The sequence below is a fragment of the Lachnoanaerobaculum umeaense genome, from assembly GCF_003589745.1.
Lineage (GTDB): Bacteria > Bacillota > Clostridia > Lachnospirales > Lachnospiraceae > Lachnoanaerobaculum > Lachnoanaerobaculum umeaense.
Genome location: NZ_CP032364.1, coordinates 1,632,405 through 1,652,602, shown reverse-complemented (window position 1 = coordinate 1,652,602; position 20,198 = coordinate 1,632,405). Strand labels below are relative to the sequence as shown.

The 20,198-nt window shown below is 34.7% G+C and carries 17 protein-coding genes; 15 read left to right on the top strand and 2 right to left on the bottom strand.

The window, feature by feature from the left end:
- The first annotated feature begins 91 nt into the window (after positions 1–91).
- The 12 genes from D4A81_RS07485 (at position 92) to D4A81_RS07430 (ending at position 12,424) form a co-directional block, all read left to right on the top strand.
- Positions 92–1,720, top strand: coding sequence for an ABC transporter substrate-binding protein (locus D4A81_RS07485; RefSeq protein WP_111524559.1), 1,629 nt, complete (start codon positions 92–94; stop codon positions 1,718–1,720).
- An 85-nt stretch (positions 1,721–1,805) separates the two neighbouring features.
- Positions 1,806–2,729: an ABC transporter permease gene (locus D4A81_RS07480; protein ID WP_111524556.1), complete on the top strand. Its 924-nt coding sequence runs from the start codon at positions 1,806–1,808 to the stop codon at positions 2,727–2,729.
- Positions 2,730–2,737: 8 nt separating this feature from the next.
- A complete protein-coding gene (locus tag D4A81_RS07475; RefSeq protein WP_111524555.1) occupies positions 2,738–3,646 on the top strand; it encodes an ABC transporter permease in 909 nt (302 codons plus the stop codon).
- Position 3,647: 1 nt separating this feature from the next.
- The gene (locus D4A81_RS07470; RefSeq protein ID WP_111524554.1) at positions 3,648–4,655 is read left to right on the top strand and encodes an ABC transporter ATP-binding protein; all 1,008 of its coding nucleotides are present in this window, start codon (positions 3,648–3,650) and stop codon (positions 4,653–4,655) included.
- Positions 4,618–5,568 (top strand): ABC transporter ATP-binding protein, encoded by a 951-nt coding sequence (locus D4A81_RS07465; protein ID WP_111524553.1) that lies wholly within the window; start codon positions 4,618–4,620, stop codon positions 5,566–5,568. The genes D4A81_RS07470 and D4A81_RS07465 overlap by 38 nt, the downstream gene beginning before the upstream one ends.
- Before the next feature lie 18 nt (positions 5,569–5,586).
- Positions 5,587–6,459, top strand: a complete 873-nt coding sequence (locus D4A81_RS07460; protein WP_111524552.1) for a YitT family protein — start codon at positions 5,587–5,589, stop codon at positions 6,457–6,459.
- A gap of 99 nt (positions 6,460–6,558) precedes the next feature.
- Entirely contained in the window at positions 6,559–6,765 is a 207-nt protein-coding gene (gene rpmE / locus D4A81_RS07455) for a 50S ribosomal protein L31 (protein WP_111524551.1), read from the top strand.
- A gap of 76 nt (positions 6,766–6,841) precedes the next feature.
- Entirely contained in the window at positions 6,842–7,768 is a 927-nt protein-coding gene (locus D4A81_RS07450; protein WP_111524550.1) for a DUF1385 domain-containing protein, read from the top strand.
- Position 7,769: 1 nt separating this feature from the next.
- Positions 7,770–8,600: a peptide chain release factor N(5)-glutamine methyltransferase gene (gene prmC / locus D4A81_RS07445; protein ID WP_111524549.1), complete on the top strand. Its 831-nt coding sequence runs from the start codon at positions 7,770–7,772 to the stop codon at positions 8,598–8,600.
- Between the two features lie 27 nt (positions 8,601–8,627).
- On the top strand, positions 8,628–9,698 hold the full coding sequence (gene prfA / locus D4A81_RS07440; protein ID WP_111524548.1) for a peptide chain release factor 1: 1,071 nt from the start codon (positions 8,628–8,630) through the stop codon (positions 9,696–9,698).
- Positions 9,699–9,707: 9 nt separating this feature from the next.
- Entirely contained in the window at positions 9,708–10,733 is a 1,026-nt protein-coding gene (locus D4A81_RS07435) for a branched-chain amino acid aminotransferase (RefSeq protein ID WP_111524547.1), read from the top strand.
- 56 nt (positions 10,734–10,789) lie between these two features.
- Entirely contained in the window at positions 10,790–12,424 is a 1,635-nt protein-coding gene (locus tag D4A81_RS07430; protein WP_111524546.1) for a nucleoside kinase, read from the top strand.
- A 45-nt stretch (positions 12,425–12,469) separates the two neighbouring features.
- Here D4A81_RS07430 and D4A81_RS07425 read toward each other — a convergent pair whose 3' ends face one another.
- Positions 12,470–13,645, bottom strand: a complete 1,176-nt coding sequence (locus D4A81_RS07425) for a ribose-phosphate pyrophosphokinase (RefSeq protein WP_111524545.1) — start codon at positions 13,643–13,645, stop codon at positions 12,470–12,472.
- A 194-nt stretch (positions 13,646–13,839) separates the two neighbouring features.
- Positions 13,840–14,553, bottom strand: coding sequence for a helix-turn-helix transcriptional regulator (locus D4A81_RS07420; protein ID WP_111524544.1), 714 nt, complete (start codon positions 14,551–14,553; stop codon positions 13,840–13,842).
- A 144-nt stretch (positions 14,554–14,697) separates the two neighbouring features.
- On the opposite strand from D4A81_RS07420, the gene D4A81_RS07415 reads away from it, so the two are divergent.
- The 3 genes from D4A81_RS07415 (at position 14,698) to D4A81_RS07405 (ending at position 20,137) form a co-directional block, all read left to right on the top strand.
- Positions 14,698–16,152: an MFS transporter gene (locus D4A81_RS07415; RefSeq protein ID WP_111524543.1), complete on the top strand. Its 1,455-nt coding sequence runs from the start codon at positions 14,698–14,700 to the stop codon at positions 16,150–16,152.
- A 123-nt stretch (positions 16,153–16,275) separates the two neighbouring features.
- A complete protein-coding gene (locus D4A81_RS07410; RefSeq protein WP_242977625.1) occupies positions 16,276–18,564 on the top strand; it encodes a glycoside hydrolase family 2 protein in 2,289 nt (762 codons plus the stop codon).
- Between the two features lie 247 nt (positions 18,565–18,811).
- A complete protein-coding gene (locus D4A81_RS07405; protein WP_111524541.1) occupies positions 18,812–20,137 on the top strand; it encodes an ABC transporter substrate-binding protein in 1,326 nt (441 codons plus the stop codon).
- Positions 20,138–20,198 lie beyond the last annotated feature (61 nt).

Genomic DNA, 20,198 nt, shown 5'->3' with positions numbered 1-20,198 from the left:
AAATATGCCTGACTTTTTTTATAAAAAATATTTGGCATTAGGTATAAAAAGTATTATAATGTTACATAGTAAGAAGAATTGGGAGAAGAATATGAAGAAAAAATTTTTATTGATTGGTGCATTATTGGCATTGACATTGAGTGCTTGTGGCTCAAAAACTGCTGAAACAGCAAATATCGAAACAGAAAAAGCAAGCACAAATATTGACACTACGGGATTTCTTGTAACATCTATTAATTCTGATATACAGACTGCGGATCCACATAAGACATCGAAAGATTATATGGTTCCACTGAATATCTTTGACAGATTGTTGGAGGCAGAGATAAAGGATGATGGTTCAAGCGAGTTGGTGCCTTCATTAGCTAAAAGCTGGGATATATCAGATGATGGTAAGGTTTATACATTGCATTTGCAAGAAGGCGTAAAATATTCAAACGGTGCAGATTTCAAATCAGATGATGTAGTATATTCCCTTACCAGAATCCTTGGAGTGACAGGTGCTGTAAATGGTGACTTTGTAAGCCAGATTGAGGGTGCAGACAAGGTTATGGATGGTAGCAGTTCCGAGCTTACCGGTGTTAAAGCTATAGATGATTACACTGTTGAGATCACATTATCAGAGCCTTATTCAGGATTCCTTGCCTGTTTGTCATCATCTCCGGTATGTATGCTTGATAAGGATTCTACAGAAGCGGCAGGAGATAAGTTTGGAATAGATCCTTTAGTAACTGTTGGAACAGGTGCATTTAAGATGGCGGAATGGACAGTAAATGATTCTATAGTGCTTACAAAGAATGATACATACTGGAATGGAGATGTATCACTTCCCGGAGTACTTATAAGAGTAATACCTGATTCAGAGACAAGAAATATGATGTTTAAGAATGGTGAACTTGATATACTGGATTTTGACTATATGATTGAGTATATTGACACATATAAACAGGAAATGCCTGATGTTCTTCATCACAATCCAAGAGTTGGAGTTACATATTTTACATTTAATGAGAATATAGAACCTTTAAATAATGTGAAAGTTAGAGAAGCTATTTCAATGGCAATAAATCGTCAGGAGATTATTGATTCATTATATGCAGGAGTGGCAAAAATAGAAAATGGAATATTCCCAAGAGGTCTTATAGGATACAACGCTTCATTAGAGGAGTTAAAATATGATCCTGAAGCAGCAAAGGCTTTATTGGCTGAAGCAGGATATCCTAATGGTTTTGATATGGAAATTTCAGTGGATTCATCATCTTCAGATACTATAAAAACAGTTTTAGAGGTTATTTCAGCACAGTTGTCTGAGGTAGGTATCAATGCTAATATAAAAAATTATGATGAGTCTACATGGCTTGCAACAAGAAAAGACGGTACATTGGGTTCATTCATTTCAACATGGACAGCAGATTACAATGATCCTGACAACTTTATTTATACTTTCTTTGGAAATGAGAACAATACAAAACAAAGATCTTTGAACTATTCTGATAATGCTATTATGGATAGAGTAAGTGCTGCAAGAACTATAGTAAATAATGACGAGAGAATGGCAGAGTATAATGAACTTGAAAAGAAGATTGTAAAAGAGGACTTTGCGTGGTTACCTATGTTCTCAAAGGAGCATTACTATGGTGTAAGCAAAAATATAGAAGGATTCAAGCCGAATTGGGCTGGAATTTCAGATATGAGATTTGTTGGATTTTCAAAAAAATAGATATAGCACTAAAAAAAGATAATTGGTATAATGGAGCGAGGAATCGCTCCGTTTTTTATAGTAGTTGGAGCTTTTGGAGGCTGAATTGTTAAAAAATATATTAAAAAGAATCTTGATTTCCATACCGGTTATAATAGGTGTGGTTTTGATAATATTTATAATGCTTAGAGTTGTACCGGGAGATCCTGTTACCACTATGTTGGGAGAGCATGTAAATCAGACAGTTATAGATAAGATAAGTAGAGAAATGGGACTTGACCAACCACTGTATGTGCAGTTCTTTAAATACATTTCACATGCCATAAGAGGAGACTTTGGAACCAGCTATAGATTAAACAGAAATGTTACAGGCATAATATTAGATGCCTTTCCAAATACAGTAAAGCTGGCCGTATGTGCTGCTATAGTATCATGGATAGTAGGGATTTTTACAGGAATATTGGCGGCAGTAAATAAAAATAATATTTTAGATAGATTGTTCATGGGTGGGGCATTGCTTGGAGTATCTATGCCTGTATTTATGATCGCCTTAGTACTACAGTATTTTTTTGCGTATAAGTTGAAGATCTTTCCGGTATCAGGCTATGAGAGTGCGGCTTCTATGGTATTACCATCTATAGTACTGGGATGGAATTCAGCCGGAAGTATTGCAAGAATGACAAGATCAAATATCTTAGAGGTAATGCAGGAGGACTATATCAGAACGGCAAGAGCTAAGGGATTGCTTGAATTTGCAGTAATGAAATCACATGCACTAAAGAATGCCATGCTTCCGGTAGTTACTATGATGGCATTACAGATATCATCTATGCTTTCAGGTGCAGTTATTACTGAAAATATATTTGGAATACCGGGAATAGGTAGACTTGCAGTAAATGCAATAGAAACAAGAGATATGCCACTTTTACAAGGAACAGTTATATTTACTACAATATTGGTTATATTTGGTAATTTGATAGCAGATTCATTGTATTCTATTCTGGATCCTAGAATTAGAAAGGAGATATAGGTAGTTCAATGAATATAAAAGATAATATGGAAATTAATATAAATTCAAAAATAGAGTCGGAAATCGAAATAGAGGAAAGCCTAAAAGAAAAGTTAAAGAATATAATAAAACAAAATAAACTGGCATTTTTCTCATTGATTATTATTCTATTGATCATACTATGTGCGATATTTGCAAATGTAATATGTCGTTACAGTCCGTATGCTCAGAATTTGAGGGATAGGCTGTTGGCACCCTCATTTGCACATCCTTTGGGTACAGATGAGCTGGGAAGAGATACGCTTACAAGAGTTATATTTGGAGCCAGAGTGTCACTGACTATTGGACTTGTTCCTACATTTATATCAATGACGATTGGTACAATACTTGGACTTATTGCGGGATATTTTGGAGGAAAGACAGACTTTGCCATAATGAGACTTGCAGATATAATGTTGGCATTCCCCTCACTTTTATTGGCTATGGTTGTAATGTATACAATGGGCGGAGGGCTTATAAATATATTTATTGCACTGTCTTTGGTAAACTGGGCTTCAACATCAAGGGTAATACGCTCTGAAACATTGGCATTGTCAAAAAAAGAATATGTAGAGGCTGCAAGGAGTATGGGGGTAAATAATGCAACCATTATTTTTAGACATATACTACCTAATTGTATACCTACATTAGTTGTATTATTTACTCTAAGTATACCCTCAGCAATACTTTCTGAAAGTTCACTGAGTTTCTTGGGTGTAGGAGCACAGCCTCCTACTGCAAGTTGGGGGCTGATGGTTGTAAGTGCTAAGAAATACCTGTTTACTCAGCCTATACTTGTTTTAGCACCTGCTATAGCTATAATGATAGTGGTTTTAGCATTCAATTTTTTAGGTGATGGATTAAGAGATGTATTGGATCCATACCTTAAGGAGCAATGATATGGACAATATTCTGACAATAAGAGATTTGAAGGTGGCATTTCAGGTAAGGGGAAAATTAGCCTATGCACTTGACGGAATAAATATAGATATACCAAGAGGAAAAATAGTTGGAATAGTAGGAGAGAGCGGATGTGGAAAGTCTATGACAGCTATGAGTATCATGGGACTTATAAAAAAGCCCGGTAAGATAGTTGGCGGAAGTATAGATTTTCGTGGTACAGATCTTACTAAATTATCTGTAAAAGATTATGCAAAAATCAGGGGTAAGGATATCTCTATGATATTTCAAGAACCTATGACCTCGTTAAATCCTGTAGTAAAAGTTGGAAAGCAGGTAATGGAAGCAATTATTCTGCATGAAAAGATCTCGAAAGAAGAGTCAAAAAAGCGTGTTATTGAAATATTTAATGAGGTGGGTATACCTGAGGCTGAAAAAAGATTTAATGTCTATCCACATGAGCTTTCAGGAGGTCTGAGACAAAGAGTGATGATAGGTATGGCAATGATATGTAAGCCTAAACTTTTGATTGCTGATGAACCTACAACAGCTTTGGATGTTACTATAGAAGCACAAATTTTAAAGCTTATGAAAAAACTTTGTGAGGACAGTGGTACATCTATAATAATGATTACCCATAATATGGGGGTGGTTGCTGAAATATGCGATTATGTATATGTAATGTATGCAGGAAGAGTTGTTGAATCAGCGGTGACAAAGACAATTTTCAATGAAACAGCACATCCATATACAAACGGACTTTTAAAATCCATTCCTACCATAGGTAAGAAACAGCATAGATTGTATACTATAAAAGGAAATGTACCAAATATTTTGAATTTACCAAAAGGATGCAGATTTGTTGATAGATGTGACTTTGCTGAGGATATGTGCTATGGAGAAAGACCGGCAGACGAAAATATAAATCAAAGCCATATGGTATCATGCTTTCTGCATAAAAGGATAGAAGATGAGAAATGTAGTATTAAGATTGAAAAACATAGTTAAAGAATTTCCTACATCAAAGAAAAATAAAAAGGTACATGCTATAAGTAATGTTAGCCTTGATATATATGAGAATGAAACTTTAGCACTTGTAGGAGAGAGTGGTTGTGGTAAGTCAACTTTGGGGAAATGTGCTATAGGACTTATAAGTCCAAATAGTGGAGAAAGCATTTTTTTGGATGAGAATATATATAATAAAAAAGGCAATGATTTAAAGAATATCAAGAAAAACTTGCAAATTATTTTTCAAGATCCATATGCATCATTAAATCCAAGAATGACAGTGGGAGAGATTATAGCTGAACCTATTATTACACATAATAGAGTTATGAAAAAAGAAGATATAAAGTCAAAAGTACTAGATCTTATGGAGGATGTGGGCATAAGAAAAGAGTATTATAACAGATATCCTCACCAATTTTCAGGTGGACAAAGGCAGAGAATAGGAATTGCCAGAGCTATAGCACTAAATCCTAAGTTGATAGTATGTGATGAACCGGTATCGGCATTGGATGTTTCGATACAGTCACAGGTTTTAAACTTGCTTAAGGATCTCCAGGAGAAGAGAAAAGCTTCATACCTATTTATTTCACATGACTTATCAGTGGTAAATTTTATTGCTGATAGAGTATGTGTTATGTTTTTAGGCAAAATTTGTGAGATAGGAAATACAGATGATATTTTTGAAAATCCACTGCATCCATATACAAGATTATTACTGGATGCTATTCCAAGTATTGAAAATGCAGGTAAACAAAGGGAAATGCTTAAAGGAGAGATACCAAGTCCTATAGATGTTCCAAGCGGATGCAGATTTCATACCAGATGTCCAAATTGTATGGACATTTGTAAAACAGAGGAACCTGTGTTGAGTGAAAATAATGGTAGAAGTGTAGCCTGCCACAGAGTAAAATGAATTTTGTGAGATATTTTGATGGAAAAGAATGAAAAATACAATATAAAAACAGATATAAAAAGATTTGTTGTTATTACACTGGCTGCAATTTTGATGGCTGTTAATATCAAGACTTTTGTAAAAACTGGAGATTTATTTCCAGGAGGTGCTACAGGTATTACACTTCTTATTACAAGGTCTGCGGATATGTTTTTTAATATAAAATTACCTTACACTGTTGTAAATATTGCTTTGAATGCAATACCTGTATATATTGGATTTAGGTATATAGGAAAGAAATTTACTTTATTTTCTTGTTGGGTTATTTTGCTTGCCGGTTTCATGGTGGATATTATTCCGGGATATGTTATTACAGAGGATATATTGCTCATAACAATTTTTGGTGGAATGATAAATGGTTTGGTTATAAGTATTTGCCTTTTGATGAATGCTACCACAGGTGGTACTGACTTTATTTCTATTTTTTTATCAGAGAAAAAAGGAATGGATTCATTTAATATAATTTTGGCAGGAAATGCAGTTGTACTTTTGATAGCAGGACTTTTATTTGGTTGGGACAGGGCATTATATTCAATTATATTCCAGTATGTCACAACAACAGTTATACATATATTGTATAGAAAGTACCAACAAGTCACACTTTTTATTGTTACAGACCATCCAAACGAGGTATGCAATATGATTTCAGATATAAGTAATCATGGTGCTACCACTTGGAAAGCGGAGGGACATTACAATCACTGTGAGAGAACCTTGGTATATTCTATAGTTTCAAGTGCCGAAGCTGATAAGGTGGTCAGAGCTATTAAGGAGATAGATAAAGCAGCATTTATAAATTTGATAAAAACACAGCAGCTTCTTGGAAGATTTTACAGGAGGAGAGCGGATTAGAAATTCTTCTTGCATTTTGATGGTTTTTATGCTATTCTAAGATGTACTTTGTAACGAGTCTACTTTATGTAACCGTTAAATTTTAAAAAGAGGTGAAATATGAAACAGGGAATACATCCAAATTATTATCAGGCAACAGTAACTTGCAACTGTGGTAACACATTTGTAACAGGTTCAACAAAGGAAGATATCCACGTAGAAATTTGTTCTAAGTGCCATTCTTTCTATACAGGACAGCAGAAATCAGCTCAGGCACGTGGTCGTATCGAGCAGTTTAACCGTAGATATGGTGTTCAGGCTGAATAATAAAATAAAGAAATACTATTTATTAGGGGGAGTCAGGCAGGTGTCTGACTCTTTTTAAATAGATTATGGAGCAAATATGAAATATTCAGGAATAGGCGGACAGGCTGTAATAGAGGGTATCATGATGAAAAATGGTGATAGATACTCTACAGCAGTTAGAAAGTCGGATAAAACAATAGCAGTAATGGAAGATAAATATGAGAGTCTTACTACAAAGTTTCCAATTTTGGGTCTTCCATTTCTTAGAGGCATATTTTCATTTATAGATTCTTTAGTCTTAGGAATGAAAACATTAGCATACTCATCCAGTTTTTTTGAGGATGATGAAAACTCAAAGCCATCAAAGTTTGAAGAAAAATTGATACAGATCTTTGGAGATAAGCTGGATAAGGTAGTAATGGGAATTACTATGTTTATTTCAATAGTGATATCAATAGCGGTATTTATGCTACTGCCAATGTTTTTAAGTAATATTATTAAGTTGAAATTTGAAAATTATTATGTGATTGCAATTTTTGAGGGAATAATAAGGATAGCAATATTTATTCTATATATAAAATTAATTTCAAGAATGGAAGACATAAATAGGACCTTTATGTACCATGGTGCAGAGCATAAATGTATTAATTGTATAGAACATGGACTTGAGCTGAATGTAGAAAATGTAATGAAAAGTTCAAAAGAGCATAAGAGATGTGGTACCAGTTTTATTATTATTGTAATGATGATCAGTATACTTTTCTTTATGGTTATCAGAGTGGACACCATATGGCTTAGAGCAGTATCAAGAATTGTTCTTGTACCGGTAATAGCGGGGGTAAGCTACGAGTTTTTAAGAATTGCAGGAAGAAGTGATTTCTGGCTTGTAAATCTTATAAGTAAACCGGGACTTTGGATGCAGGGACTTACAACAAAGGAGCCTACACCTGATATGGTGGAGGTAGCTATAGTAGCAGTTGAAAGGGTATTTGACTGGAGAGCATACTTAGAGGAAAATTTCTGATATGAAATATATTGAGGCTTTTGATAAATATGTAAAGCTGTTGGAGGGAAAAAACTTTAAAGATGCAAAAAGTGATATACTCATGCTTATATATGAGATATTTGATTTTGATTTTTCAAAATGGACGATGCATAAGTATGATGAGATAGAGGATATATCAAAGCTTAATACATTGGATGAATATGTGGAAAAAAGACTTGGTCATATGCCGATACAGTACATTTTAAATAAGGCATATTTTTGTGGACTTTTGCTGTATGTAAATAAAGATGTACTTATTCCAAGATTTGATACGGAAGTACTGGTTGAAGAAGTTTTAAAGTTTTCAAAAAAAGATACAAGTAAAAGAATACTTGATATGTGTACAGGTTCAGGTGCTATAGCCATTGCACTAAAAAGATTAGGAAACTTTGAGAGAGTGGATGCACTGGATATATCAAATAAGGCACTAGATGTTGCAAAAAAGAATGCAAAGGATTTGAATCTGGATATTAATTTTTTTGAGAGTGATATGTTTTCAAGCTTAACATACGAAAATAAATATGATATCATAGTATGCAATCCACCCTATATACAGAGTGATGTTGTGGATACACTTGAAAGTGAAGTAAAGGATTTTGAGCCCAGACTTGCACTTGATGGAGATATTGATGGCATGAAATTTTATAGGATAATTGCTGAAAATTTCACTCGTTTTTTAACTCCAAAAGGAGTATTGGTACTGGAAATAGGATATGACGAGGCTGAAGATATTCGCAATCTGTTTAAGGATAAAACTGTAGTTATAAAGAAAGATTTAGCAAATTTAGACAGAGTAGCAATCATATATTAATAGAAGGATAAAACATAAGAGGAAAAGATGTTTGATAATTTAGAAGATATAGTAGTACATTATGATGAAGTCATGGCAGAACTTGCCAGTGGTGATGTGGCTAGTGATCAGAATAGATTTAGAAAGCTTATGAAAGAGCAGTCTGATCTTGCACCACTAGTGGAAACTTATGGGGAATATAAGAAAGCCAAGCAATTACAGGAAGATGCACTTGAAATGCTTGAGATGAATGATGATGAAATGAGAGAGATGGCAAAAGAAGAACTTGCAGAGGGTAAAAGACTTGAAGAGGAGCTTTCTGAAAAGTTAAAGATTTTACTTTTGCCAAAGGATCCCAATGATGATAAGAATATAATGCTGGAGGTCAGAGCCGGAGCAGGTGGCGATGAGGCGGCATTGTTCGCTATGCAGCTGTATCGTATGTACACTCATTATGCGGAGTCTCAAAACTGGAAGGTGGAGATGATTGATGTGAATGAGAACGGTATAGGTGGATACAAGGAAGTTGTAGCAATGGTAAGCGGTAAGGGTGCTTATTCAAAACTTAAGTATGAGTCCGGAGTTCATAGAGTACAAAGAGTACCTGAGACTGAATCAGGTGGAAGAATACACACCTCTACAGCATCTGTTGCGGTAATGCCTGAAGCGGAAGAGGTTGATGTACAGATTGATATGAATGATGTCAGAATAGACGTTATGAGAGCCAGCGGAAATGGTGGACAGTGTGTCAATACCACAGACTCTGCAGTTCGCCTTACTCACTATCCTACAGGTATTGTTATTTACTCTCAGACAGAAAAGAGTCAGTTACAAAACAAGGAAAAGGCATTTACACTTCTTAGATCAAAGCTTTATGAAATAGAGCTGGAGAAAAAGCAAAGTGCAGAGGCAGCAGATAGAAGAAGTCAGATCGGTACAGGTGACAGATCTGAAAAGATCAGAACCTACAATTTCCCACAGGGAAGAGTAACGGATCACAGAATAAATCTTACTTTATATAAACTTGATAAGATAATGAATGGTGATATTCAGGAGCTTATAGATGGATGTATTGCAGCAGATCAGGCTGCAAAACTTGCCAAACTTAACGAACAATAGGAGGCTATCATGGAAATAAAGGATTTAGATTGGGGAAATATAGGTTTCAACTACAGAATTACTGATTACAGATATGTCAGCAATTTTAAAGATGGAAAGTGGGATGATGGAGAACTTTCAAAAGAATCAAATGTTACAATAAATGAGTCGGCAGGTATTTTACAGTATTGCCAGGAGGTATTTGAAGGTTTAAAAGCTTACAGAACCAAGGACGGACATATCGTCACATTCAGACCTGATCTAAATGCAAATAGAATGCATGATTCAGCTAAAAGACTTGAAATGCCGCCATTTGATGAGGAGAGATTTCTTGAGGCAGTAGATAAGGTAGTAATTGCAAATGAAGCATGGGTGCCGCCATTTGGTTCGGGAGCTACACTTTATATAAGACCGTATATGTTTGCTTCATCACCTGTAATAGGAGTAAAGCCTGCAGAAGAATATCAGTTTAGAATGTTTGTAACACCTGTAGGACCTTATTTTAAAGGCGGTGCAAAGCCTATTACAATTACTGTAAGTGAATTTGACAGAGCAGCACCAAGAGGTACAGGGCATATAAAGGCAGGACTTAATTATGCTATGAGTATTCATCCTCTTATGGAAGCACATAGAAACGGATTTGATGAAAATATGTATCTGGATGCAGCTACAAGGACTTATGTTGAGGAGACAGGCGGTGCTAACTTTATTTTTATTACTAAAGATAATACAGTAGTTACACCAAAATCAAATTCTATATTACCATCTATTACAAGAAGATCTCTTCTTTATGTTGCAGAGCATTATCTTGGACTTAAGACAGAGGAAAGACCGGTTGCATTTGATGAAATAAAGGAATTCAAAGAGGCAGGTCTTTGCGGTACTGCAGCGGTTATTTCTCCGGTAGGAAGAATCTACAGAGGGGAAGAGGTTATAAGTTTACCTGCAGGTATGGAAGGTATGGGAGAGATTACAAAGAAGCTTTATGATACTCTTACCGGAATACAGATGGGTGAAATTAAAGCACCACAGGGATGGATCAGAAAAATAAAATAAAAGTTATGGGGAAGGCTGATTATTCAGTCTTTTCTTTAAATAGGTAGGTGAAGATAATGAAAAAGTTTAAAGTAAATATAGATAATAAGTCTTATGAATATGTGGAAGGTACCAGATATTTTGATATTGCAAAGGAGCATAATGAAAAAGCACTATTAGTAAAGGTCAATGGAAAACTTCAAGAACTCTATAAGAATCTTAAGTCGGATATAGATCTTGAATTTATTACATTAAAAGATTCCATAGGTCGTATGACTTATGAGAGAAGTGCTATACTCATACTGCTTAAGTCTATTAAGGATATATATGGTAATACAATAAAGCCTGTTGTAGAATTTTCTACAGGTAATGGGCTTTACATAAGATTAAATGGTAAAGATGATTTTGATATAGACAGAATCGATGGCAGGATGCGTGAAATAGTAGATGAAAATCTTAGAATTGAGAAGATGAATGTTCACACAGAAACAGCTATAAAGATGTTCCATGAAGCCGGACTTTATGATAAGGAGAAACTTTTTAAATTCAGAAGAGTGTCAAGAGTAAATATATATAAGCTTGAAGATTTTATTGATTATAACTACGGATATATGGTTTACTCAACAGGATATATTGACAAATACATTATTACAAAATATAAGGATGGATTGGTTCTTATTATTCCAAAGAAGGAAAGTCCAAATGTAGTGGAGGAGTTTGCACCGGAAGAGAAGATATTTAATGAACTTAATAATGCAAGTAGGAATGCAGAAGATATGGGTGTTGCTAATGTGGGATCATTGAATGAGATGATTGCAAATGGCATGACAAACGAGATGATACTTATATCTGAGGCATATATGGAGAAGAAGATCGGAGATATAGCTGATGATATTGTAAAGAGGGATGATGTAAAGTTGGTAATGATTGCAGGACCTTCATCATCAGGTAAGACAACTTTTTCGCACAGGCTTAGTATACAGTTAAGAGCACATGGATTAAAGCCACACCCTATGGAAGTAGACAATTACTTTAAGAATAGAGAAGATACTCCAAGAGATGAAAAGGGCGAGTTAGATTTTGAAAGTTTGGATGCAATGGATATAGAAAAGTTTAATGAAGATATGCTTGCACTGTTAAATGGAGAAGAAGTTGAGATTCCTAGCTTTAATTTTAAAACAGGACAAAGAGAGTATAATGGCAATTTCTTAAAACTTGGTAAGGACGATATTCTTGTTATAGAGGGTATACATTGCCTTAATGATAAGCTATCATATAAGCTGCCAAATGATAGTAGATACAAGATATATATAAGTGCATTGACCCAATTAAATATTGATGAACACAATCGTATACCTACAACAGATGGAAGACTATTAAGAAGAATGATAAGAGATGTTAGAAAAAGAGGCATTTCTCCTACCAAAACATTGTCAATGTGGGAATCTGTAAGAAGGGGAGAGGAAAGAAATATTTTTCCATATCAAAGCAGTGCAGACGCTACTTTTAATTCTGCACTGAATTATGAAATTGCTGTTTTAAAACAGTATGTAGAGCCAATTTTATTCAGTGTGAAAAAAGACTGTAATGAGTATCAGGAGGCAAAGAGACTATTGAAGTTCTTTGATTATTTCCTAGGAATACCAAGTGATAATGTACCTTCAAATTCTATTTTAAGAGAATTTATAGGTGGAAGTACATTTAAAGTGTAAAAGAGTCGCTTTTACGAAGATATTTTCGTAAAAGCGACTTTTTTATTATTTGAATTTTGCGACAAAGTTTTGTATTTTTGTTGTTGATGAAAGGCTCTTACCTATAGAAACATCATGGTTGTATGAGTTTATAATAGCTGCAAGGTACTTTGTCATATCAGCTTCCAGATACCATGGCTTTGTAAGCAATTCCGGATTCCTGTAATGTACATTAGTTGTACAAACATAGTCAATAAGACCAAGATTATGAAATTCATCAAACTTTGCAAGTCCATTTGTAAATAATCCAAATGTAGCACAGATAATAATTCTTTTTGCATTTCTCTTCTTTAACTCTTTAGCTGTATCAAGCATACTTTCACCTGAAGAAATCATGTCATCCATAATTATTACATCTTTGCCGGCTACACTGCTACCTAAAAATTCATGGGCAACTATAGGATTTCTACCATCAATTACTCTGGAATAATCACGTCTTTTATAGAACATACCCATATCTACCCCAAGGTTATTTGCCAGGTATACAGCCCTGTTCATAGCACCTTCATCAGGGCTTATGATCATCATATCATCTTTGCTTACCTTCAAATCAGATATATTTCCAAATAAAGCCTTAACAAATTGGTATGTTGGCATGAAGTTATCAAATCCTGTAAGTGGAATAGAGTTTTGTACTCGTGGATCATGTGCATCAAATGTAATAATATTGCTTACTCCCATATCCACAAGTTCTGAAAGTGCTAAAGCACAGTCTAAAGATTCTCTCTTTGTTTTCTTATGCTGTCTGCTTTCATATAAAAAAGGCATGATGACATTGACTCTTTTTGCATTTGCAATACTTGCACTGATGATTCTCTTCAAATCCTGATAATGATCATCAGGTGACATATAATTGGTGAAACCATTCAGTTTATAGCTGAGTGAGTGGTTCAATACATCCACCATTACAAATACATCTGCACCACGAACTGATTCATTTATGATTCCCTTAGCCTCACCTGATCCAAATCTTGGGCAGGAAATATCAAGAAGATAATTATCACAGTCATAGCCTCTGTAATGTAAATCCATTTTACTTTTCATAAGCTCAGTAGTGTCATTTCTTCTAAATTCAAGTATATAGTCATTGACTTTCTTCGCAAAATCGTAACAACTTTCAAGAGCAGCAATTTTTAGGGGTGCTACAGGCAACTGATCTCTAAAAACAAAATCGTTTGGCATTTCTTTCTCCTAGGTAATTAAGACTTGTAAGAGTTATAAAATAAACTATCACAAATATTATTATTGATTTACGAAGATACTATACACTATTAAAAATGTGAAGTCAACAATGTGGTTTTGAAACTCTTTAATATAAAAAATTAAATCAGATACAAAACTTGTTTAAAAATTAACAATAATATGAATTCATTTTATTATTGAAATAGACTATTTCTGTATTGTGCAGGAGAAATTTCATGCTGTTTTTTAAATATTCTACAAAAATAATTGCTGTCATTGTAACCACAGAGAGTAGCAATATTATGAATAGGAAGCTTTGTAGAGTTAAGCAGAAATATGGCCTTATCCATCCTGACATTATGAATAAATTCTGTTACAGTTTTGCCAAGTTGCTTCCTAAATATTGCACTGAGATAGTTTTTGCTTATATGAAAATGTTTGGAAAGATCTGAGAGACTTAAGTCCTCTTTATAGTTTAATTCTATATAGGAAATAGTTTTATTGACTATATCAGTATACTGATGAAGTGAATGATTTCTGGCTAAAAGACAGTATTTTTTAATGTACTTTATAGAGATATTCTTTATATCAAGTACAGTTTTTGTATTATTTAGTTCTAATGCCATTTCAGTAGATATGGCATTAAGGTAATAAGGATGAACCTTGTTTCTGTATTGCAGGGTCTTTCTACATAATGTACCAAGTACAATGGCAAGATATTTGGCATCTTGATAAGAATCTCCACTTCTCTCCTCAAGTTTAAGGCCACTAAAAACTTTATAAACACTCAAAGCCCTTGAAAAATCTCCTGATGATAGCTCTTGTAAAAATTCCTCTTCAATTTCATATCTTTTTTCAATACGAGTAATTGTCATAAGAGTATCATCTTCATATTTGTGATAATTCATATTCTATCTCCAATAATTTAGCCTAAAATTCATCTACAAAAGAAGAATACCATAATATTGTACTATTTTAAAGATATTGATTCACTTTTATAATTTATAAAATTAATATAATATTTATATAATTAATAAAAACGGAGGTAATTTATGAATCAGAACGGAGTTCACAGGGCTAAGTTATGGCAGATAGGTGGATTTGCCTTAAATAACACAGCTACAAATTTGTACCTATTTTTTATGAATTTTATCAGTTACTATCTGGTAGGATTCGTAGGTGTAGGAGTAGTGCTGGCATCTACTATCGTTATGAACATGAGAATTTGGGACGGAGTTACAGATCCTTTTATAGGATATGTGGTAGACAAGACAGATTCTAAATTCGGAAAAAATAGACCTTTTATGCTTATAGGAAATATCATATTGGCTGTTTTCTCATTTTTGATAGTGCATGTAACACACAAGGTACCGGAGAGCAGTAGACTATTGGTATTTATCATTTTATATATGATCTATATCATAGGATATACTTTCCAATGTGTTGTTACAAAGTCAGCACAGACTTGTCTTACAAATGATCCTAAGCAAAGACCGATGTTTACGATCTTTGACGGCATCTACAACACAATTTTATTTGCAGCAATACCGGTTTTAGTATTCCAAAAGCTTATACCTAAGTATGGAAAATTTACAGAAGAATTTTTCCATGAGTTTTGGCTTATAACCGCAGTTGTATCAGGAATATTTACAGTTATTGCAATATTTGCAATATCAGCAAAGGATAGAACTGAGTTCTTCGGACTTGGAAAACCTACCAAGATAAGACTTAGAGATTATTGGGAGGTATTATCAAAGAACAGAGCAATACAGATGCTTGTTGTTTCTGCATCTACAGATAAGCTTGCACTTACTACACAGTCAAATGCAGTAGTTGTAATTATGGTTTATTCTATAGTTTGCGGCAATACAGCGGCAGGTGGTCAGGTAGCAGCTTATACTGCAATACCTACAGCACTTATGTTATTCTTTGGAGTAGGTTATATTGCAAGATATCTGGGACAGAGAAAGGCAATGCTATTCGGTTCTATAGGTGGACTTGTAACATGTATACTTTCAATAGCATCATTCTATATTTTTGATCCTACAACTTTGAGATTCCCTGGAGAGGGATTTACAGGTTGGAACACATTTACAATAGTATTCCTTGTATTATTCCTACTTATGAAGGGATTTACAGGAGTATCAGGAAATATAGTAATACCTATGACAGCAGACTGTGCAGACTATGAGGTATACCGCTCAGGTAAATATGTACCTGGACTTATGGGAACACTTTTCTCATTTGTAGATAAGCTTATTTCATCACTTGGAGCTACAATAGTTGGACTTTGCTGTGCATATATAGGATTTAAGGATGAACTTCCAACAGTGGATACACCGATGTCTCCGGCAATTAAGGCAGTTGCAATGTTCTGTATGTATGGACTTCTTATAATAGGACTTGTTTGTAATCTTATTGCTATGAAGTTCTATCCTTTAACAAAGGAGAAGATGGAAAGTATTCAGGCTGAAATAGCTGAAATAAAGAAAAGAGCAGAGAGTTAAGGAGTATCTTTAACAAAGTAGAATATTTAAATCATTTAGGTTGGAATATATAATATTAAAAGTAAGAAGATGTATATTATACATAGAGCAGATATTATTGAATATGTTCTAGGAGGGAAATATATGAGAATAATAGATGATTTGAACAATGGATGGCTTTTCAAAAAGAATACTGAAGTCACTGATAAATTAGTAATAGATGAGAGCTGGGATATGATAGATGTTCCTCATACCTATAACGGTTTTGACGGACAGGACGGCGGAAATGACTACTATAAAGGAAAAGCTGTATATGTAAAGAAGCTAATAAGACCTCTTGTATCACCTGAGAGTGATTTTATCTTGAATTTTGAAGGTGTAAATTCGATAGCAAGAATATATATTGACGATGAGTTTGTACAGGAGCATAGAGGTGGGTATTCAAGATTTAGAGTTAATATCACAAGATTCTTCGAGAAAAAGGATGCCATTATATTGGCAGTAGAAGTTGATAATGCCAACCATTCTGATGTATACCCTCAGATGGCTGATTTTACATTCTATGGTGGTATATACAGAAATGTAAGCTTGATATCGGTACCTAAGACAAGATTTGATATAGAGTATTATGCCGGTAGCGGAGTGGCAGTTACATCAAAAATAGACGGTGAGGATGCAATAATAGATATTACTGCTTATGTAAAAGATCCTCTGGAATCAGATATGGTTATGGTTGAGGTAAGAGATGGCTCCAGCTATGAAGATATCGGATCGGTTGTTGCACCTGCAAAGAAGATAACAAAGCTAAGTCTTAAGATAGACAATGCACATCTTTGGAATGGTATAAAAGATCCATTCCTTTATAAATTGAGTGTAAAGCTTGTAAGACATAATGAAGTACTTGACAATGTTGAGGTAAATCATGGTATCAGAGAGTTCTATGTAGACCCTGATAAGGGATTTTTCCTAAACGGAAAGAGTGTACCTCTTAGAGGTGTGAGCAGGCATCAGGACAGACTGGGTAAGGGTAATGCGCTTATTGAGTTGGATCACTTTGATGATTTTGATTTGATAACGGATGTAGGTGCCAATAGTGTAAGACTTGCTCATTATCAGCAGGATGATTATTTCTATGAGCTCTGTGACAGATACGGACTTATAGTATGGGCTGAGATTCCTTTTATATCCAGAATGAACAGGGATCCAAAGGCACATGAGAATGCTATGGATCAGATGAAAGAGCTTATTTATCAAAATTATAACCATAGTAGTATACTTTTTTGGGGAATTTCAAATGAGATAACTATTGCAGGAGATATTCCGGGACTTACAGATAATTTAAGAGAGCTTGATGAACTTGTAAAGAGTATAGATAAAACAAGACTTACAACAATGGCACAGGTATCAATGCTCCCTATGGACTCGGAACACAATCAGATTACTGATATACTGGCATACAATCTATACTTTGGATGGTATGGCGGAAAGTATACAGACAATGAAGTATGGTTTGACAAGTTCAGAGCTATGCATCCAAACAGAGCTGTAGGACTTTCAGAGTACGGTTGTGAAGGTATTATAAGTTGGCACTCAAATACACCTGCATGTAAGGATTATACAGAGGAGTATCAGGCTGAGTACCATGAGCATATGGCAAAACTTCTTGATGAGAGACCTGAAATCTGGGGTTCGTATGTTTGGAATATGTTTGACTTTGGCTGTGATATGAGAGATGAAGGCGGTGTTCAGGGTAGAAACAACAAAGGACTTGTAACCATAGACAGAAAAATTAAGAAGGATTCATTCTATGTATACAAGGCATACTGGTCAGACGAGCAATTTGTTCATATCGCAAGCAAGAGATTTGCAATCAGAAGTGATGAAAAAATAAATATAAAGATTTATTCAAATATGGAAAAGGTAAAGTTGTTTGTAAACGGCGAATATCTTGGAGAAAAGGAAGGAAGAAAGGTTTTTGTATTTGAGAATGTATGCCTTGATATGGGTGTAAATTATATAAAAGCGGTAGGTATAAGTGAAGATGAGGAAATAGCTGACAGAACCACATTTATCAGAGAAGAGAAGCCTTTTGTCGGATATGTAAGACCTGTTGATGAAGAGGAAGAGGATGGAGTTAAGAACTGGTTTGATGATTTGGATACGGAAAGTCTTGATATCAAAAAGCTAGAGTTTAATCCGGAATATTTCAGTATAAAAGACACAGTGGAAGATGTAGTCAGAAATGATGAAGCCGGAGATATGTTAGTATTGATTGTAAATCAGTTTGGTGCAATGAAGATTAAAAAGAGTATGCTTGGAATAATGGGTGGCATGCTTGTAGAAGAAATGTCTTCATTTTTCAGTCCTGATAAGGCGGATAGTGAGAAGGTCTTTGCACTTTTGAATAGGAAGTTGCAGGAAATTAAGAAATAAGATATTAAGTAAAATTATGATTATTTAAAAGATAATCTATTTAAAAGCCTCAAACTGGGGCTTTTTTTATTTGCATTATATTCGAATGAAGTGTTGGTTTTATAGCTGTAGATTACTAAGATTAGTAAGGACGCATAAGTGAATATTATAATGTTTTTATAGAAGTAAAAAAATATTGACACGTTTCAATTTAAACGTTATAATAAAGCTACTAAAAAGAGAACCTTGATTTTATAGGAGGAAAATTATGAGAAAAGTGTTGGCAGCTGCATTATCGGTAGCAATGGGAATGTCACTGGTAGCTTGTGGTGGTGGATCATCTAAGCCTGCAGAGGAGACTACAAAGTCTGCAGAATCCGTTGCAGATAATGCAAAGAGTGGTGATGCAAATCTAAGTGCAGACATTGAGTATTGGTCAAGTTGGAGTGAAACTGAAGCTCAGGCAGATGCATTAAGGGAAGCAGCAGATGAATTTATGAAGGCTAATCCTGGTGTCAAAATTAATTTTACATTTAACGGTCGTGATAACAGAAACCTGGTTGGCTCAGCAGTATCGGCAGGAACAAAGGTTACAATGATGGATGCTAATGCTGATAATATTAAGTCTATGTGGTCTGAAATGACAATGGATCTTACACCTTATTTTGAAGAGTCATATGAATCAACAGGTGGAGAGAAGTATGTTGATAGAATTATGCCAAGTATGTCGGGATTGTCTGCTAAGCTTTTTGATGGAAAGTATTCATATTTTCCTTACGCACCGCAGGCATTTATGATTTTCTGCAATAAAAACATATTTGATGATTGCGGGATAACAAAATATCCTGAAACCTGGACAGAATTTATGGACGCTTGTGAAAAAATCAAAGCAAAAGGATATACTCCGGTTACTACAGACAGCAATTATGCTACAAGCTGGGTTGGATATTATATGAGCCGCTTAATGGGTAATGATGAGGTCGCAAAATTGAGCAATGATCCGTCAGCCTGGGGTAATCCGAAGGTGTTAGAGGCGGCTAAAGCTATTGAGGATATGGCGAAGAAGGGATACTTTGATCCGGTTATAGAAACCAATACATATCCGAATGCACAGCAAAGTATGGTTATAAATGAAAAAATAGCAATGTACATCAATGGAACATGGCTTCCTAACGAAGTAAAAGAGTCAACACCGGATGATTTCAAATGGGGTTCTTTTGCATTCCCAACTGTAGAAGGTGGGGTTGATGATCAGACATCAGGATGCTACAGTAGCTATGGTATTGCAATCAATAAGGATGCAACAGAGGAAGAAGCTAAGGCGGCAGCAGCTTTTGGAGTTTATGTAACTACAGCGTTTGACCAGAAATTTTCCGATATGGCAAATGCTATTCCTGTCGGTGTTGACGGTGTATGGCCGGATAGTTTAAAAGATGCACAACAGGTTATATCAAAATATACAAACAGATATCCGTCACAGACAGCGCTTATCTTAAATAGTAACAGTAAGCAGATTATTGCGGATGCTTGTTTAAAGCTGATGGGTGGAAGCATTACAGCAGAAGAATTTGTTGAAATGGCATCCAAGTTCTAGTATATATCAGTGATAAAATCATTGCTAAAATGTAAAGGCATCTTGCCTTTACATTTTTTCA

Bases quoted from the DNA above. Each gene is read 5' to 3' on its own strand.
- D4A81_RS07485 (WP_111524559.1), top strand. From the start codon at position 92: ATGAAGAAAAAATTTTTATTGATTGGTGCATTATTGGCATTGACATTG.
- D4A81_RS07475 (WP_111524555.1), top strand. From the start codon at position 2,738: ATGAATATAAAAGATAATATGGAAATTAATATAAATTCAAAAATAGAG.
- D4A81_RS07470 (WP_111524554.1), top strand. From the start codon at position 3,648: ATGGACAATATTCTGACAATAAGAGATTTGAAGGTGGCATTTCAGGTA.
- D4A81_RS07465 (WP_111524553.1), top strand. From the start codon at position 4,618: ATGAGAAATGTAGTATTAAGATTGAAAAACATAGTTAAAGAATTTCCT.
- D4A81_RS07460 (WP_111524552.1), top strand. From the start codon at position 5,587: ATGGAAAAGAATGAAAAATACAATATAAAAACAGATATAAAAAGATTT.
- rpmE (WP_111524551.1), top strand. From the start codon at position 6,559: ATGAAACAGGGAATACATCCAAATTATTATCAGGCAACAGTAACTTGC.
- D4A81_RS07450 (WP_111524550.1), top strand. From the start codon at position 6,842: ATGAAATATTCAGGAATAGGCGGACAGGCTGTAATAGAGGGTATCATG.
- prmC (WP_111524549.1), top strand. From the start codon at position 7,770: ATGAAATATATTGAGGCTTTTGATAAATATGTAAAGCTGTTGGAGGGA.
- prfA (WP_111524548.1), top strand. From the start codon at position 8,628: ATGTTTGATAATTTAGAAGATATAGTAGTACATTATGATGAAGTCATG.
- D4A81_RS07435 (WP_111524547.1), top strand. From the start codon at position 9,708: ATGGAAATAAAGGATTTAGATTGGGGAAATATAGGTTTCAACTACAGA.
- D4A81_RS07430 (WP_111524546.1), top strand. From the start codon at position 10,790: ATGAAAAAGTTTAAAGTAAATATAGATAATAAGTCTTATGAATATGTG.
- D4A81_RS07425 (WP_111524545.1), bottom strand. From the start codon at position 13,645: ATGCCAAACGATTTTGTTTTTAGAGATCAGTTGCCTGTAGCACCCCTA.
- D4A81_RS07420 (WP_111524544.1), bottom strand. From the start codon at position 14,553: ATGAATTATCACAAATATGAAGATGATACTCTTATGACAATTACTCGT.
- D4A81_RS07415 (WP_111524543.1), top strand. From the start codon at position 14,698: ATGAATCAGAACGGAGTTCACAGGGCTAAGTTATGGCAGATAGGTGGA.
- D4A81_RS07410 (WP_242977625.1), top strand. From the start codon at position 16,276: ATGAGAATAATAGATGATTTGAACAATGGATGGCTTTTCAAAAAGAAT.
- D4A81_RS07405 (WP_111524541.1), top strand. From the start codon at position 18,812: ATGAGAAAAGTGTTGGCAGCTGCATTATCGGTAGCAATGGGAATGTCA.